Origin of the sequence: Humibacter sp. (genome assembly GCF_035547335.1) — a bacterium.
GTDB lineage: Bacteria > Actinomycetota > Actinomycetes > Actinomycetales > Microbacteriaceae > Humibacter.
In genome coordinates, this window is the sequence record NZ_DASZVF010000055.1 from 178340 (window position 1) to 192526 (window position 14187).

General features: G+C 68.4%; 15 protein-coding genes. 5 read left to right on the top strand and 10 right to left on the bottom strand.

Features of this window, described 5'->3' with window-relative positions; genetic code table 11:
- Positions 1 to 77: 77 nt before the first annotated feature.
- Positions 78 to 1283, bottom strand: a complete 1206-nt coding sequence (glgA, locus tag VHB92_RS12360) for a glycogen synthase (protein ID WP_325454059.1) — start codon at positions 1281 to 1283, stop codon at positions 78 to 80.
- Positions 1284 to 1329: 46 nt separating this feature from the next.
- Here glgA and VHB92_RS12365 point away from each other — a divergent pair, with 46 nt between their 5' ends.
- Positions 1330 to 2571: a glucose-1-phosphate adenylyltransferase gene (locus VHB92_RS12365; protein WP_325454060.1), complete on the top strand. Its 1242-nt coding sequence runs from the start codon at positions 1330 to 1332 to the stop codon at positions 2569 to 2571.
- 46 nt (positions 2572 to 2617) lie between these two features.
- Positions 2618 to 3274 (top strand): phosphoserine phosphatase SerB, encoded by a 657-nt coding sequence (gene serB / locus VHB92_RS12370; RefSeq protein WP_325454061.1) that lies wholly within the window; start codon positions 2618 to 2620, stop codon positions 3272 to 3274.
- A 46-nt stretch (positions 3275 to 3320) separates the two neighbouring features.
- Here the strand turns inward: serB and VHB92_RS12375 are convergent, their stop codons facing one another.
- Positions 3321 to 4511 (bottom strand): SURF1 family protein, encoded by a 1191-nt coding sequence (locus VHB92_RS12375; RefSeq protein ID WP_325454062.1) that lies wholly within the window; start codon positions 4509 to 4511, stop codon positions 3321 to 3323.
- 225 nt (positions 4512 to 4736) lie between these two features.
- Positions 4737 to 5447 carry a 3-oxoacyl-ACP reductase FabG gene (fabG, locus tag VHB92_RS12380; RefSeq protein WP_325454063.1) on the bottom strand — a complete coding sequence of 237 codons (711 nt, stop codon included), beginning with the start codon at positions 5445 to 5447 and terminating at the stop codon, positions 4737 to 4739.
- Between the two features lie 159 nt (positions 5448 to 5606).
- Here fabG and VHB92_RS12385 point away from each other — a divergent pair, with 159 nt between their 5' ends.
- Together VHB92_RS12385 and VHB92_RS12390 are read left to right on the top strand one after the other, a co-directional pair.
- Positions 5607 to 6083 carry a DUF3099 domain-containing protein gene (locus VHB92_RS12385; RefSeq protein WP_325454064.1) on the top strand — a complete coding sequence of 159 codons (477 nt, stop codon included), beginning with the start codon at positions 5607 to 5609 and terminating at the stop codon, positions 6081 to 6083.
- 2 nt (positions 6084 to 6085) lie between these two features.
- The gene (locus VHB92_RS12390) at positions 6086 to 6355 is read left to right on the top strand and encodes a hypothetical protein (RefSeq protein ID WP_325454077.1); all 270 of its coding nucleotides are present in this window, start codon (positions 6086 to 6088) and stop codon (positions 6353 to 6355) included.
- Between the two features lie 43 nt (positions 6356 to 6398).
- Here the strand turns inward: VHB92_RS12390 and VHB92_RS12395 are convergent, their stop codons facing one another.
- The 7 genes from VHB92_RS12395 to VHB92_RS12425 form a co-directional block, all read right to left on the bottom strand.
- Positions 6399 to 7997 (bottom strand): ABC-F family ATP-binding cassette domain-containing protein, encoded by a 1599-nt coding sequence (locus tag VHB92_RS12395; RefSeq protein WP_325454065.1) that lies wholly within the window; start codon positions 7995 to 7997, stop codon positions 6399 to 6401.
- A 263-nt stretch (positions 7998 to 8260) separates the two neighbouring features.
- A complete protein-coding gene (locus VHB92_RS12400) occupies positions 8261 to 8590 on the bottom strand; it encodes a metal-sulfur cluster assembly factor (protein WP_325454066.1) in 330 nt (109 codons plus the stop codon).
- A 23-nt stretch (positions 8591 to 8613) separates the two neighbouring features.
- Complete coding sequence (gene sufC, locus VHB92_RS12405; protein ID WP_325454067.1) at positions 8614 to 9429, bottom strand: Fe-S cluster assembly ATPase SufC; 816 nt, start codon at positions 9427 to 9429, stop codon at positions 8614 to 8616.
- Positions 9430 to 9433: 4 nt separating this feature from the next.
- Positions 9434 to 9760 (bottom strand): non-heme iron oxygenase ferredoxin subunit, encoded by a 327-nt coding sequence (locus tag VHB92_RS12410; RefSeq protein WP_325454068.1) that lies wholly within the window; start codon positions 9758 to 9760, stop codon positions 9434 to 9436.
- Positions 9757 to 10908 (bottom strand): Fe-S cluster assembly protein SufD, encoded by a 1152-nt coding sequence (gene sufD / locus VHB92_RS12415; RefSeq protein WP_325454069.1) that lies wholly within the window; start codon positions 10906 to 10908, stop codon positions 9757 to 9759. Before sufD ends, VHB92_RS12410 begins: the two co-directional genes overlap by 4 nt.
- 3 nt (positions 10909 to 10911) lie before the next feature.
- Positions 10912 to 12330, bottom strand: coding sequence for a Fe-S cluster assembly protein SufB (gene sufB / locus VHB92_RS12420; protein ID WP_325454070.1), 1419 nt, complete (start codon positions 12328 to 12330; stop codon positions 10912 to 10914).
- A gap of 319 nt (positions 12331 to 12649) precedes the next feature.
- Positions 12650 to 13330, bottom strand: coding sequence for a DUF899 domain-containing protein (locus VHB92_RS12425; RefSeq protein WP_325454071.1), 681 nt, complete (start codon positions 13328 to 13330; stop codon positions 12650 to 12652).
- Positions 13331 to 13504: 174 nt separating this feature from the next.
- On the opposite strand from VHB92_RS12425, the gene VHB92_RS12430 reads away from it, so the two are divergent.
- The coding region (locus VHB92_RS12430; RefSeq protein WP_325454072.1) for a TetR/AcrR family transcriptional regulator at positions 13505 to 14187 on the top strand (683 nt) is incomplete at its 3' end.

Here is a 14187-nt window from a genome sequence, read left to right on the forward strand (position 1 = left end):
GCGGCGCGCCGCTGCGGCTCGTGCGCGCTCGCATCCGGGCAGTGGCCTATCCGGAGCGCGGCATCTCCGGTGCTGCGCTATGCCTGCCGTGCTCCGTTGTCCGCGGTCAGCCTGCGGTACAGCGCCAGGGTCTGGTCGGCGATCGCCGGCCAGCTGAACTGCGTCTGCGCGCGCAGCCGGCCGGCCCGGCCCTGCTCATGAGCGCGGTCCGGATCGGCGAGCGCCTCGGCGAGCGCCGCTCCCAGGTCGGAGACGAAGCGCTCGGGGTCGAGTGGCGTCCCGGTCCCGTCCGTCGCCTGCTCGATCGGCACGAGGCGTCCCGTCACGCCGTCCTCCACCACTTCGGGGATGCCGCCCGTCGCCGTCGCGACGACGGGAAGGCCGCACGCCATGGCTTCGAGGTTAACGATGCCGAGCGGCTCATAGATCGAGGGGCAGACGAACACCGTGGCCGCGCTGAGCAGCGCCGACAGCTCGTTCCGCGGCAGCATCCTGTCGATCCACACGACGCCGTCGCGCGAGTCCTGCAGCTCGCGAACCAGCGCCTCGACCTCGGCCATGATCTCGGCCGTGTCAGGTGCGCCCGCGCAGAGCACGAGCTGCACCTCGGGCGGCAGCCCTGCCGCCGCTCGCAGGAAGTACGGCAGCCCCTTCTGCCTGGTGATGCGTCCGACGAAGATCACCGTCGGACGGTCGGGGTCGACGCCGAGCGAGCGCACCAGGTCGGGCTCGTCGACGATGCGCCAGCGTTCGAGGTCGATGCCGTTGTAGATCACGTGGGTGCGAGCCGGATCCACGTCGGGATACACCCGGAGGATGTCGCGTCGCATGCCCTCGCTCACCGCGATCACCGCATCCGCGCTCTCGTACGCGTCGCGTTCCACCCAGCTCGAAACGCGGTATCCGCCGCCGAGCTGCTCGGCCTTCCACGGCCGGAGCGGTTCCAGGCTGTGCGCGGTGACGACGTGCGGGATGCCGTGCAGCATGCCGGCGAGCCGCCCGCCCTCGTTCGCGTACCAGGTGTGCGAGTGCACCAGGTCGGCTCCGCCGGAGTCCTGTGCGAACTGCAGATCCACCCCGAGCGTGCCGAGCGCCGCGTTCGCATCCTTCAGCTCGGCGGGGACGCGGTATCCGGTCGTGTCGGTCTCCTCGCGCGGACCGCCGAAGCAGCGCACCTGCACCTCGATCGACCGCCGGAGCGCGCGCACCAGCTCGGTCACGTGGACGCCGGCCCCGCCGTATATGTCCGGCGGATATTCCTTTGTCAAGAGGTCCACGCGCATGCCGTCGACGCTAGTACAGCGGTACCCGCGGCTCTACTGTGGTGACATGACGGGCGAAAAGATCTTCGGCATCGTGCTGGCGGGTGGCGAGGGCAAACGCCTGATGCCGTTGACGGCTGACAGGGCGAAGCCCGCCGTTCCGTTCGGCGGCCAGTACCGGCTGATCGACTTCGCGCTCTCGAACCTGGTCAACTCCGGTCTGCGCCAGATCGTCGTGCTCACGCAGTACAAGTCCCACAGCCTGGACCGGCACGTGTCCCAGACCTGGCGCCTGTCCGGGCTCCTCGGCTCGTACATCGCGCCTGTCCCCGCGCAGCAGCGGCTCGGCAAGCGGTGGTTCTCCGGCTCGGCCGACGCGATCCTGCAGAGCCTGAATCTCATCCGCGACGAGAAGCCGGACATCGTGGCGGTCGTGGGCGCCGACCACGTGTACCGCATGGACTTCGGCCAGATGCTGGATGCCCACATCGCTTCCGGCGCGCCGGCCACGGTCGCCGCCATCCGGCAGCCGATCTCGCTCGCCGACCAGTTCGGCGTGATCGAGGTCGACCCCGGGCAGCGCGACCGCATCTCGGCGTTCCGGGAGAAACCGAGCGATCCCGTCGGGCTTCCGGATTCGCCTGGCGAGGTGCTGGCCTCGATGGGCAACTACGTCTTCGATGCTCAGGCGCTCATCGACGGGGTGCAACGCGACGGCGAGCGTCCCGACTCCAACCACGACATGGGCGGCGACATCATCCCCGACTTCGTCTCGAGAGGCGAGGCGGGTGTCTACGACTTCCAGCGCAACGACGTGCCGGGATCGACCGACCGGGACCGCTACTACTGGCGCGACGTCGGAACGATCGACTCGTTCTTCGAGGCGCACCAGGACCTGGTCTCGGCTCTGCCGATCTTCAACCTGTACAACGACAGGTGGCCGATCTTCAGCCAGCAGCTCAACTCGCCGCCTGCCAAGCTCGTGCGCGACGTGCGGGGCGCGGTGGGCACCACCATCGACTCGATCGTCTCGCTCGGATCCGTGATCAGCGGTGCGCACCTGGAGCGCAGCGTGCTCGGGCCGTGGGCGAAGGTGGAGTCCGGCGCCCACGTTGTGGACTCGGTGATCTTCGACCGTGCCGTGATCGAGCCGAACGCCTTCGTGGGGCGGGCTATCCTCGACAAGGACGTCGTCGTGAGCGAAGGTGCGAAGATCGGCGTCGACCCGGAGCGCGACCGCGCCCGCGGTTTCACGGTGACGTCATCCGGCCTCACGGTCGTCGGCAAGGGAGTCCACGTCGTTCCATGAGCACGTCCTTGCATGAGCACGGTTCTTTCATGAGCACAGCCGTCCGATGAGTGCAGCCGCAGCGGCCGCCCGCGTGCTCGTGGTGCTCGATGTGGATTCCACTCTCATCCACGACGAAGTGATCGAACTGCTCGCGGACCATGCCGGCGCGGGTGAGCGCGTCGCCGACATCACCGAGCGCGCCATGCGAGGCGAGCTCGACTTCGAGCAGAGCCTGCGGGAGCGGGTGGCGACCCTGCGCGGTCTGCCGGAATCCGTCTTCGCCGATGTGGCCGAGCGCATCCGCGTCACGGACGGCGTGCCGGAGCTTGTGGATGCCGTCCACGCGGCGGGCGGCATCGTCGGGGTCGTCTCCGGCGGATTCCATGAGCTCGTCGACGGCCTGGCCGACCGACTGGGTCTCGACCGGTGGCGCGCCAATCGGCTCGAGGTCTCGCACGGAGTGCTCACCGGGATCGTCGACGGACCCGTGATCGACGCCGCGGCCAAGGAGCGAGCGTTGCGCGAGTGGGCGACGGATGCCTGTGTTCCGCTCGCCAGAACCGTCGCGATCGGCGATGGAGCGAACGACCTGCGCATGATGCGGGCCGCCGCGCTGTCCGTCGCGTTCTGTGCCAAACCGGCCGTACGGGCTGCGGCGAACGTGGCCGTCGACGCCAGAGACCTGTCCCAGGTGCTGCCGCTGCTCGGCCTGCGCGGCTGAGCCGTCCGGCCGACGCCGCGGCACGCACGGGCAGACCCCGTCGCGGTCAGTTCGAGGACGACTCGGCGTCGGAGTCCCGGCCGGTCACCTTCGACGTGCCATCGGGCGCGTTCGCGACACCGTCGCCGGCGACCGGATCGCCGTCGTCCCCACGGTTTTGCGCGAGGTCGCCTCCCGGGCCGAGCACGAGAATCGTGTCGTCTTGACCGCCGCGTCCGCCCTCGACATCGGGCTGCGCGGCGTGCGGCTCGGGGTTCTCGAACGGGATCGGGGTGCCGGTCAGTGCGGGCTTCGCCGGTCCGGATGCAGCACTGGACGGCAGGCCCTGTCTTCCCGTCCATCTGCTGAGCGGCAGGAATCCGTCGAGGGACTCGTCCTCGATCTCCTCGTCGGTGAAGGCTTTGCGCGCCCGCTTGCGCACGCGTTCCGCTTCACGTTGCTGCTCCTGCGGATCGTCCGCGTTGAGCCGGCGGTATTCGCGCACAGCGCCCCTGAAGAACAGGAAGAAGCCGATGAGCGCGAACAGGATCCACTGCACCAGGTACGAGTAGTGGTATCCGACGCCCTCGGCGGGAGGGGTTGCCTGGATGCGCGCGAGCCCCTGGGCTGAGGACCTCGGCGACACGATGACGCCCCACGCGGCCGAGTACACCTTGCCGCCGACGTTCGGACCGAGCTCGGCGAGGTCGACCGACTCGATCTGATGCCCGCTGATGCCGCCTTCGCCGCGCTTGGCCTGGCTGGGCTGCAGGCGCGCCACGAGATCGACGTCGCCATCCGGTGGAGCGGGCCGGGCGGCAGGCTGCGTTCCGTTGCCGGATGCCGCCACCCATCCCCTGTCGACGAAGAGGGTCGCACCCGAATCCGTGCGGAAAGCGGTGATCACGTCGAACCCGGTCTCACCGCTGCGCACGCTGTTGCGCAGGTAGTACTGATGGCTGGCATCCCACGTGCCGTGCGCGCTCACGGCACGCCAGACCTGATCGGGCGAGTAGGACGACAGCGTGGGCAGCGCGATCGTCAACGGCACGGTCGCCGCCGCGAAGTTGGCGGAGTACAGGTGATTGTCGGCCGAGGCCTCTCTGCCTCTGTCGAACTGCCAGAGCGCGAGTCCGGCGCAGATCAGCGCGAACACGATCGCGGCAGCCAGGTAGGCGATCCAGCGCCCGGTGCGCAGGAACTGCCATCCGGTGAGGCCCTCGGTGACGGTGTCGTAGACGGCAGCCGGTCTCGCCACGGCGCCCGACGGCGCCGTGCGGCGGGCGAGCTCACCCGTCGTGCGTGCGAGCGCCTTGTCCGGGTGCCTTTCGGTAGACGTGCTCGGTCCTCTCTTCGCTCGTCGCGGACGCCGTGACCACCGCGGACATCTCCGCCCGTGGGGGTTCGCCTTCGCCGACGACGCTAGTCCGGGTTGCTGAACGGCGCCCGCTCTTCCGCCGCCCGAGCCGGCGGAAGAGCGGTGCTAGTGCCCCATTCCGAGTCCGCCGTCGACGGGGATCACCGCGCCGCTGATGTAGGCGGCGTCGTCCGAGGCCAGCCACGCGACGGCCTTGGCGACCTCGGACGCCTCGCCGTAGCGCCCCACGGGGATCGCCTTCTTGTATTCGGCCTGCTGCTCGTCCGGCAGCGCCGCCGTCATGTCCGTGGCGATGAATCCCGGCGCCACGACGTTCGCCGTGATGCCGCGGGCGCCCAGTTCGCGGGTGAGGGAACGCGCGATTCCGACGAGTCCCGCCTTCGACGCCGAGTAGTTGACCTGCCCGGGTGCGCCGTACAGGCCGACCACGCTCGAGATCAGGATGACGCGTCCGAAGCGGGCCTTGAGCATCCCCTTCGACGCACGCTTGACCACCCGGAAGGCGCCGCCCAGGTTCGTGTCGACGACGGTGTCGAAGTCGTCGTCGCTCATGCGCAGGAGGAGCGTGTCGCGCGTGATGCCCGCGTTCGCCACGACCACCTCGACCGGCCCCAGTTCGGCCTCGACCGCCGAGAAGGCCGAGTCGACCTGCTCGCTGTCGGTCACGTCGGCGCGCACCGTCAGCGATCCGATCGGGCCCTCCCCGCTCCTGGCCGTCACGGCGACCCGGTGGCCGCGTGCGACGAATTCCTCGGCGATGGCGCGGCCGATGCCGCGGTTTCCTCCGGTGACCAGCACGGTTCGGGGCGTCGTCATAGAGAGTCCTCGTCAGGGGTGGGGGGCGAATGCAAACGGGTCCCAGTCTACGAGCCCGAACGATGCATCCAATCCGTCGCGCGACGGTCCGGAGCGGGGATCGGCACGTAGGCTGGAGGGGCGGAACGCACCGGCGATCCGCTCCAGGAGCCTCATGCGATGAAACCTCAGTCGATCACCGCGCTGCCGGCGGCTCCGGCGGCAGACAGGGGCCACCGCATGCTCGAGTACACGATCATGATGTCGATCCGTGTGCTGTGCCTGGTCTCTCTGCTCTGGGTGCGCGGGTGGTGGATTCTCATCCCCGCTGCCGGCGCCGTCTTCCTCCCGTACTTCGCCGTCGTGATAGCGAACGTCGCCAGGGCGCGGCCGGCTGCTCCCGAGCGCCCTGGAGCGATCGTGCGTGTCGACGGCGTGCCCGGTGCCGGCACGTGGGAAGAGGCCGGAGGACAACCTGCCGCTGGCGAGCAGGGCACCGGCGAACAGGACGGCGGACAACAGCGGTCCGGTGAACGTGGCGCCGGAGAAGAGGACGGCGGAGAACAGCGCGCAGGCGAAGGTCGCCCAGCGGATGCCTCGACCTCGCCTGGCGCGTCGGCAACCGGCGACCGGCGGCCGCCTGGTTCCAGAGCGTGAGCCTGCTCGACGCTCTCGGCGGAGCGCCGGTCACCGCGACGTGTTCGAGAGCGGGGTGTCGTGAGCATGCGACGTGGCGCATCGACTGGCGTAATCCGCGCATCCACTCCGAGGATCGCCGCAAGACATGGCTGGCCTGCGATGAGCACGTGGAGTTCCTGCGCGGATTCCTGGCGTCCAGGGACTTCCCTCTGACCGTTCAGCCTCTCGCTGCGGAGGGGGAACGGGCCGATCCGGGACAGGTCGATCCGGGACAGGCCACGTCGGAATAGCACGTCTGTGGCGGGACCGCCGTGGTGGCTCGTGAAGACGACCTCACGCCAGCGCGATGAGCTCCGCGTAGTCCGCGTTCCAGTGGTCCTCAACGCCGTCCGGCAGGATCAGCACCCGCTCCGGGTTCAGCGCCTCCACGGCACCCGGGTCGTGCGAGACGAGCACGACGGCGCCTTCGTAGTGGGCCAGGGCATCCAGGATCTGCTCTCTGCTCGCCGGGTCAAGGTTGTTGGTCGGCTCGTCGAGCAGCAGCACGTTGGCCCCCGACACCACGATCATGGCGAGCGCAAGCCGGGTCTTCTCTCCGCCGGAGAGCACGCCCGCGGGCTTGTGCACGTCGTCGCCCGTGAACAGGAACGATCCGAGCACCTTCCTGGCCTCGGTCTCGGTGAGATTCGGCGAGCTGGAGACCATGTTCTGCAGCACGGTGCGGGCCACGTCGATCGTCTCGTGCTCCTGCGCGTAGTACCCGATGCGCAGGCCGTGACCTGGCTCGACCGCTCCGGTGTCCGGAACGTCGATGCCGCCGAGGATGCGCAGCAGAGTGGTCTTGCCCGCGCCGTTCAGGCCGATGACGACCACCTTCGATCCCCTGTCGATCGCGAGATCGACGGCCGTGAAGATCTCGAGCGAGCCGTAGCTCTTAGACAGATCCGATGCCATGAGCGGTGTGCGCCCGCACGGCGCGGGACTGGGGAACCGCAGCTTCGCGACGCGGTCCTCCTGCCGAACCTCCTCGAGCCCACTCAGCAGCCGCTCGGCTCGCGCGACCATCTGATGGGCCGCGGCCGCCTTGGTGGCCTTCGCGCCGAACTTCGCGGCCTGAGCCTGCAGCGCCGACGCCTTCTTCTCCGCGTTCGCGCGTTCCTTCTTCCGGCGTTCCTCGTCCGCGGCGCGCTGACTCAGGTAGGCCTTCCAGCCCATGTTGTAGATGTCGATCACCTGCCGGTTCGCGTCGAGGTAGAAGACCTTGTTGACCGTCTCCCCCACGAGCTCGATGTCGTGGCTGATCACGATCAGTCCGCCCTTGAAGCTCTTCAGGAAGTCGCGCAACCACACGACGGAGTCGGCATCGAGGTGGTTCGTGGGCTCGTCGAGGATCATGGTGTCGGCATCCGAGAACAGGATGCGAGCCAGCTCGATGCGACGGCGCTGGCCGCCGGAGAGGGTCTTGAGCGGCTGGTCGAGGATGCGGTCGGGCAACGAGAGGTTGTGGGCGATCGACGCGGCCTCCGCCTCGGCGGCGTATCCGCCGAGCGTCTCGAAACGCTCGGTCAGGTTGGCGTACCTGCGCATCGCCTTCGCGGCCTCGTCCGCGTCATCGGATGCCATGCCGAGCGACGCCTCGTGCATGCCGATGGCCAGCGAGCCGAGACCGCGGGCATCCAGGATGCGCGTGCGCGCGAGCATCTCCGGGTCTCCGGTGCGCGGATCCTGCGGCAGGTAGCCGAGGTCGTCCGAGCGCTGCACGGTGCCCTCGCTGGGCAGCAGATCGCCCGCGAGCACCTTGGTCAAGGTGGTCTTGCCTGCGCCGTTCCTGCCGACCAGCCCGATCTTGTCCCCCGCGGCGACGCGGAAGGACACGCCGGACATGAGCGTGCGCGCGCCGACGCGGATCTCGAGGTCGTGCACGGCGAGCACAGGCGTGTTCCAGTTCTGTCGAGGTGTGTGGGATGAAGCGCGAAGGCGCGATATCAGGTTACCGGAGCGAGCTCAGCGCACTGCGGACCCGGTGGCCGGCATGCCAGACCGTTCCGGCGGCCCCCATCGGCTGGGCATGGGGACGAGCCACCATCCTGCGGGACGCGACACGCTCCACACGGCGGCGGCGCGTACGCCGCCGGACGCAACCACAGGGGCTGCCAACTGCGGCACGCCGCCGCTCGCGCGGCGTGCAAAAAGGCTCAGATGGCGAAACCGAGCGCCCGCATCATGTCGCGGCCGTCTTCGGTGATGCGCTCAGGTCCCCACGGCGGCATCCACACCCAGTTGATGCGGAACCGTTCGACCACCCCGTCGAGGGCTTCTGCGGTCTGGTCCTCGAGCACGTCGGTGAGCGGGCATCCGGCGCTGGTCAGCGTCATCGAGATGACGAGAGCATCGTTCTCGTCATCCCATGCCAGGTCGTAGATGAGTCCCAGGTCGACGACATTGACGCCGAGCTCCGGGTCCATCACGTCCTTGAGCGCCTCTTCGACCTGGTCGTAGAGGGTGGGAGCGAGCGTGGAAACCATGCGAAAAGCCTACGCTTCCCGGTTCAGGAGCGCGTGGCGGCCGCTGCCGCCTGGTCGTCGGAGAGCACGGCATCCGTGTCGTCTTCGCCGTCGGAGACGAAGCGCACGTAGCCCTCCTCCTCCAGCTGCTCGGCCAGCTCGGGACCGCCCTCTTCTGCCACGCGTCCGGCGACGAACACGTGCACGAAGTCCGGCTTGATGTACCGCAGGATGCGGGTGTAGTGCGTGATGAGCAGCACGCCGAGGTTGGTGGTGTCGTGCGCCCGGTTCACACCTTCGGAGACGATCTTCAACGCGTCGATGTCGAGGCCGGAGTCGGTCTCGTCGAGAACGGCGAACTTCGGCTTCAGCAGCTCGAGCTGGAGGATCTCGTTGCGCTTCTTCTCGCCTCCGGAGAAGCCCTCGTTGACGTTGCGGGAGGCGAACGAGGAGTCCATCTTGAGGTTGGACATGGCCGTCTTGACGTCCTTGGTCCATGTGCGGATGGAGGGCGCGTCGCCGTCGATGGCGGTCTTGGCCGTGCGCAGGAAGTTCGTGTTCGTCACGCCCGGGATCTCGACCGGGTACTGCATGGCGAGGAAGAGTCCTGCCCTGGCGCGCTGGTCGACGGTCATGGCGAGCACGTCCTCGCCGTCGAGCTCGATGGTGCCTGCCGTGACGGTGTACTTGGGATGGCCGGCGATCGTGTATGCGAGCGTGGACTTGCCCGAGCCGTTGGGGCCCATGATGGCGTGGATCTCACCCGTGTTGATGGTGAGGTCGACTCCGCGCAGGATCTCCTTGGTGCCCTGGTCGGTCTCGACGGTGACGTGCAGGCCTCGGATGGCGAGTGTTGACATGGGATCAGATGGCTTTCGTGATGGTCGGGTCGATGAAGATGTCTCCGTCGACCACGTCGACGGTGAAAACGGGGACCGGCTCGTAGGCCGGGAGGTTGAGCGGCTGGCCGGTGAGGAGCGAGAACTGCGAGCCGTGGGCCCAGCACTCGATGGCCTCGCCCTCGATGAAGCCCTCGGACAGCGAGATGTCGCCATGGGTGCAGGTGTCGCCGATGGCGTGGACGTCGCCTGCCGAGTCCTTGACGAGCGCGATCGGCACCCCGCCGACGACCACTCGCCTGGCCTGGTTCTCGACGAGCTCGGCGGCAGCGCAGACGCGTTCGGCGCTCATGCCCGCTCTCCAGCGGACGCGCCGCCCGCGAGCTCGGCCTCGATGGCGGCCTGGAGGTGCTCCTCGAGCTCGGGCGAGCCGATCTGCTGCACGATCTCCACCAGGAATCCGCGAACGACGAGACGGCGCGCCTCGTCTTCCGTGATGCCGCGGGACTGCAGGTAGAACAGCTGCTCGTCGTCGAATCGGCCGGTCGCGCTGGCGTGGCCGGCTCCGACGATGTCGCCGATCTCGATCTCGAGGTTCGGCACGGAGTCCGCGCGGGCGCCGTCGGTGAGCACGAGGTTGCGATTCTGCTCGTAGCTGTCTGTTCCGACCGCTTTCTGGCCGATGAGCACATCGCCGATCCACACCGTGTGCGCGGATGCGCCCTGCAGCGCTCCCTTGTACGTCACGCGGCTGCGCTGGTGCTGGTCGTCGTGGAAGACGTACACCTGATGCTCGATGTACTGGCCGGCGTCGGCGAAGTACGCGCCGTAGGCCTCGATCTCGGCTCCCGGTCCCGCGAGGTGCACGGCGGGGTTCAGCCGCACGAAGGAGCCGCCGAGCGTGACGACGATGTGCTTGAGGTGCGCATCCCTGCCCACGGAGGCGAAGTGCGTCGAGACCTGACGGGACTCGTCCGACCACTCCTGCACGCTGACGAGAGTGAGCTGCGCACCGTCGTCGAGCACGATCTCGACGTTCTCCGTGAGGCTGGCGTCTCCGGTGTTGCGGAGCACCAGCGTCGCGGAGCTGCCCGCCGTGGCGTGGATGACGGTGTGCGCCGCGCGGTCGGCGGTGCCGAGCGTGCTCCTGGTGAGCACGGCCTCGCCTGGCTGTCCGGTCACGGTGACGAGCAACGCCTCGGCGAAGCTGCTCCAGGCGTTCGCGGACGCCCTCTCCTCGGGAACGCCCGCCGCTCCCACGAGCTCGTGGTCGCGGGCGACCCACTCGGCGCTCACGCCGGCATCCGAGCGCAGGTCGTACTCGTATCGTGATCCGTCGAGGCCTTGCTCGAACAGCGTGGCGATGCGGGCGACCGGCGTGTACCGCCACGTCGCCTCACGACCGGTGACGGCGTCGAAATCGGCGACGTCGGTGGAGGCGAAACGCTCGGAGCGGGTCTGGACGGGGACGAAGACTGGTTCGGTCTCGGTGATCGTCATGCCTCAGCCCACGCTGCCTTCCATGCCCATCTCGATGAGTTTGTTGAGCTCGAGCGCGTACTCCATGGGCAGTTCGCGAGCGATCGGCTCGATGAACCCGCGCACGATCATGGCCATCGCCTCGTCCTCCGGCATGCCGCGGCTCATCAGGTAGAACAGCTGTTCCTCGCTCACGCGCGACACCGTCGCCTCGTGTCCGAGCTGCACGTCGTCGACCCGGATGTCGATGGCCGGGTAGGTGTCGCTGCGCGAGATGGTGTCCACGAGCAGGGCATCGCAGCGCACCGTGTTCGCCGCGTGGTGGGCATCCTTCTCCACCCGTACCTCGCCGCGGTATCCGGCCCGTCCGCCGCCTCGCGCGATGGACTTGGAGACGATCGACGACTGGGTGTACGGCGCCATGTGGATCATCTTCGCTCCGGCGTCCTGGTGCTGACCGGGGCCGGCGAACGCCACGGAAAGCGTCTCGCCCTTGGCGTGCTCCCCCGCCAGGTAGATGGACGGATACTTCATGGTCACCTTGGACCCGATATTGCCGTCGATCCACTCCATGGTGGCGCCCTCGTGCGCGATGGCGCGCTTGGTCACCAGGTTGTACACGTTGTTCGACCAGTTCTGGATCGTCGTGTAGCGAACGCGTGCGCCCTTCTTCACCACGATCTCGACCACGGCCGAGTGCAGCGAGTCCGACTTGTAGATCGGAGCCGTGCAGCCCTCAATGTAGTGCACGTAGCTGTCTTCGTCAGCGATGATGAGGGTCCGCTCGAACTGGCCCATGTTCTCCGTGTTGATGCGGAAGTAGGCCTGCAGCGGGATCTCGACGTGCACGCCCTTCGGCACGTACACGAAGGAGCCGCCCGACCACACGGCGGTGTTCAGCGAGGCGAACTTGTTGTCGCCTGCCGGGATCACCGTGCCGAAGTACTCCTCGAAGTACTCGGGGTGCTCGCGAAGGGCCGTGTCGGTGTCCATGAAGATGACGCCCTGGGCCTCGAGGTCGTCGCGGATCTGGTGGTAGACCACCTCCGACTCGTACTGCGCCGCGACGCCGCCGACGAGACGCTGGCGCTCCGCCTCGGGGATTCCGAGCTTCTCGTACGTGTTCTTGATGTCCTCAGGCAGGTCGTCCCAGGTCTGGGCCTGCTTCTCGGTCGAGCGCACGAAGTACTTGATGTTGTCGAAGTCGATCTCGGAGAGATCGGCTCCCCAGGTCGGCATCGGTTTGCGCTGGAAGAGCTGGAGCGCCTTCAGGCGGCGCTGGAGCATCCATTCCGGCTCGTTCTTGAGAGCGGAGATGTCGCGCACGACCTCGTCCGAGAGACCGCGTCGAGCGACGGCCCCCGCCTCGTCTGGATCGGCCCAGCCGAACTCGTACTGGCCGAGGCCAGCGAGCTCCGGACGGTCGATGAGAACGTCTGACATTGTGATTACCTCGTTTTCCTGCCGCCCGTGACCGGCTTCAGACCGGCTCCGACCCCGCTTCGTGTCATCGCGGGTCGGTGACACCGAGGAAGGATTGTGCGGATGGCTTGCGAGTGCGAGCGCTGCACTCCTGAACCCCACGATTCTACAGGGCGTGGCACGTCCCCGGTCGAATACGCAGCCGCCTCTGGGGTTGGACGACGGCGAGGTCGGTGCTTCGGTGACGACCTGGTCGGCCGTGCCGCCGCCGCTTCGTGGAAGCGGGGCGTTCCCGAGCTGCCGTCAGGCCGCGACGCTCTGGACGCTCTGTCGCTGCGGATCAGTCCCCCGGGCCGTACGCCGCTGCGATGTCCTGGGACGAGGCCCATCCGCTGTACGTGGGCACGCGCGGCCAGCCCTCCGGAGAGTCCTGCCACTCCTCGCGGCGTCCGTACGGCAGAAGGTCGATGAGCGGGAACGTATGGCTGACCTGTTCGACGCCCCTGCCGTTCGTGTGCCAGGTTCGGTAGACGGTGTCGCCGTCGCGAAGGAAGACGTTCAGCGCGAATCCGCCACCGGACGGCGCGTCGACGTCGGCGCCGAAGTCGCTGTTCGCCGTCGAGTACCACGACATGCGGTTGCCGACTCTGCGCTTGTACTCCAGGGCCTGGTCGATCGGTCCCTGGGTCACGATGACGAAGCGGGCGTCGTAGGGCTTCAGGAATTCGAGCCTCGTGAACTGCGAGGTGAAGCCGGTGCAGCCGGGGCACTGCCACTCCTCGTCGTCGAACCACATGTGGTTGTAGACGATGAGCTGCGACGCGCCGTCGAAGACGTCGACGAGCCGGATCGGACCGTCCTCACCCTCGAGGACGTATTCGGGCATGCGCACCATGGGCAGTCGCCTGCGCTGCGCGGCGATCGCGTCCAGCTCCTTCGTCGCGGCCTTCTCGCGGCGGCGCAGCTCCTCGAGCTCGCTCCGCCAGGTGTCGGCATCCACGACGGGCGGTAGTGCGGTCATCGCTCTCTCCTGTTCGTTCGACGCCTGTGCGTTCTGAGCCTGTTCGTCCGGTGCCTGTGCGTTCTGGCGCCTGTTGGTTCCGTGCCGGCGGCCGGCGCGCACACACCGATGTGTACAGTGTGAACATTCGGTTGCCCGCAAGGCTAACAGCACGATCGAGGAGCCTCAAGAGCCATGGATGCCAAGCCCTACCATCACGGAGACCTCCGTCAGGCGCTGATCCAGGCCGGGCTCGAGGCGACCAGGCTCGGCGGACCCGACGCCCTCCGTCTGCGCGACCTCGCGCGGGCCCTCGGGGTGTCGGCCAACGCCGTGTACCGGCATTTCGAGCACAGAGACGCGCTCCTGGATGCCGTCGCGGCAGAGATCCTGGCGTCCCTCGCCCGGGAGATGCGCATGCGGGAGGCCGGACAGTTCGCGCATGACCGCGCGATCCAGCGTCTCCGATCCGTCGGGCTGGCGTACATCGCCTTCGCACGACGCGAGCCCGGATGGTTCTCGGTCGCCTTCTTCGGCGCGGGCAGGGATGGGCTCCTCGCTACTCCCCCTGCGCCGCCGTACGCGGCGCTGACCGAGGCCCTCGACGATCTGGTGCGCGAGGGCGTCCTGAGCAGCGAGAGACGGTCAGGGGCTCAGTGGCTGTGCTGGTCGGCCGTGCACGGGTTCGCGGGGCTCGTGCTGCACGGTCCGCTTCGGCACTGTGCTGCGCCGGAGGTCGACCGCCTCGCCGAGCGCACGGTCGATGCGATCATCGCCGGCGTGATGGGCACCGTCCGGCGCGCCGACGCGCGACGGGCGGACCGCGGGATGCCGGATGCGCCGGTTCAGCGGTCCGCGAGCGAGCCGGCGATGCCCCC

Coding starts and splice junctions, on each gene's coding strand:
- glgA (WP_325454059.1), bottom strand. CDS start 1,283: ATGCGCGTGGACCTCTTGACAAAGGAATATCCGCCGGACATATACGGC.
- VHB92_RS12365 (WP_325454060.1), top strand. CDS start 1,330: ATGACGGGCGAAAAGATCTTCGGCATCGTGCTGGCGGGTGGCGAGGGC.
- serB (WP_325454061.1), top strand. CDS start 2,618: ATGAGTGCAGCCGCAGCGGCCGCCCGCGTGCTCGTGGTGCTCGATGTG.
- fabG (WP_325454063.1), bottom strand. CDS start 5,447: ATGACGACGCCCCGAACCGTGCTGGTCACCGGAGGAAACCGCGGCATC.
- VHB92_RS12385 (WP_325454064.1), top strand. CDS start 5,607: ATGAAACCTCAGTCGATCACCGCGCTGCCGGCGGCTCCGGCGGCAGAC.
- VHB92_RS12400 (WP_325454066.1), bottom strand. CDS start 8,590: ATGGTTTCCACGCTCGCTCCCACCCTCTACGACCAGGTCGAAGAGGCG.
- sufC (WP_325454067.1), bottom strand. CDS start 9,429: ATGTCAACACTCGCCATCCGAGGCCTGCACGTCACCGTCGAGACCGAC.
- VHB92_RS12410 (WP_325454068.1), bottom strand. CDS start 9,760: ATGAGCGCCGAACGCGTCTGCGCTGCCGCCGAGCTCGTCGAGAACCAG.
- sufD (WP_325454069.1), bottom strand. CDS start 10,908: ATGACGATCACCGAGACCGAACCAGTCTTCGTCCCCGTCCAGACCCGC.
- sufB (WP_325454070.1), bottom strand. CDS start 12,330: ATGTCAGACGTTCTCATCGACCGTCCGGAGCTCGCTGGCCTCGGCCAG.
- VHB92_RS12425 (WP_325454071.1), bottom strand. CDS start 13,330: ATGACCGCACTACCGCCCGTCGTGGATGCCGACACCTGGCGGAGCGAG.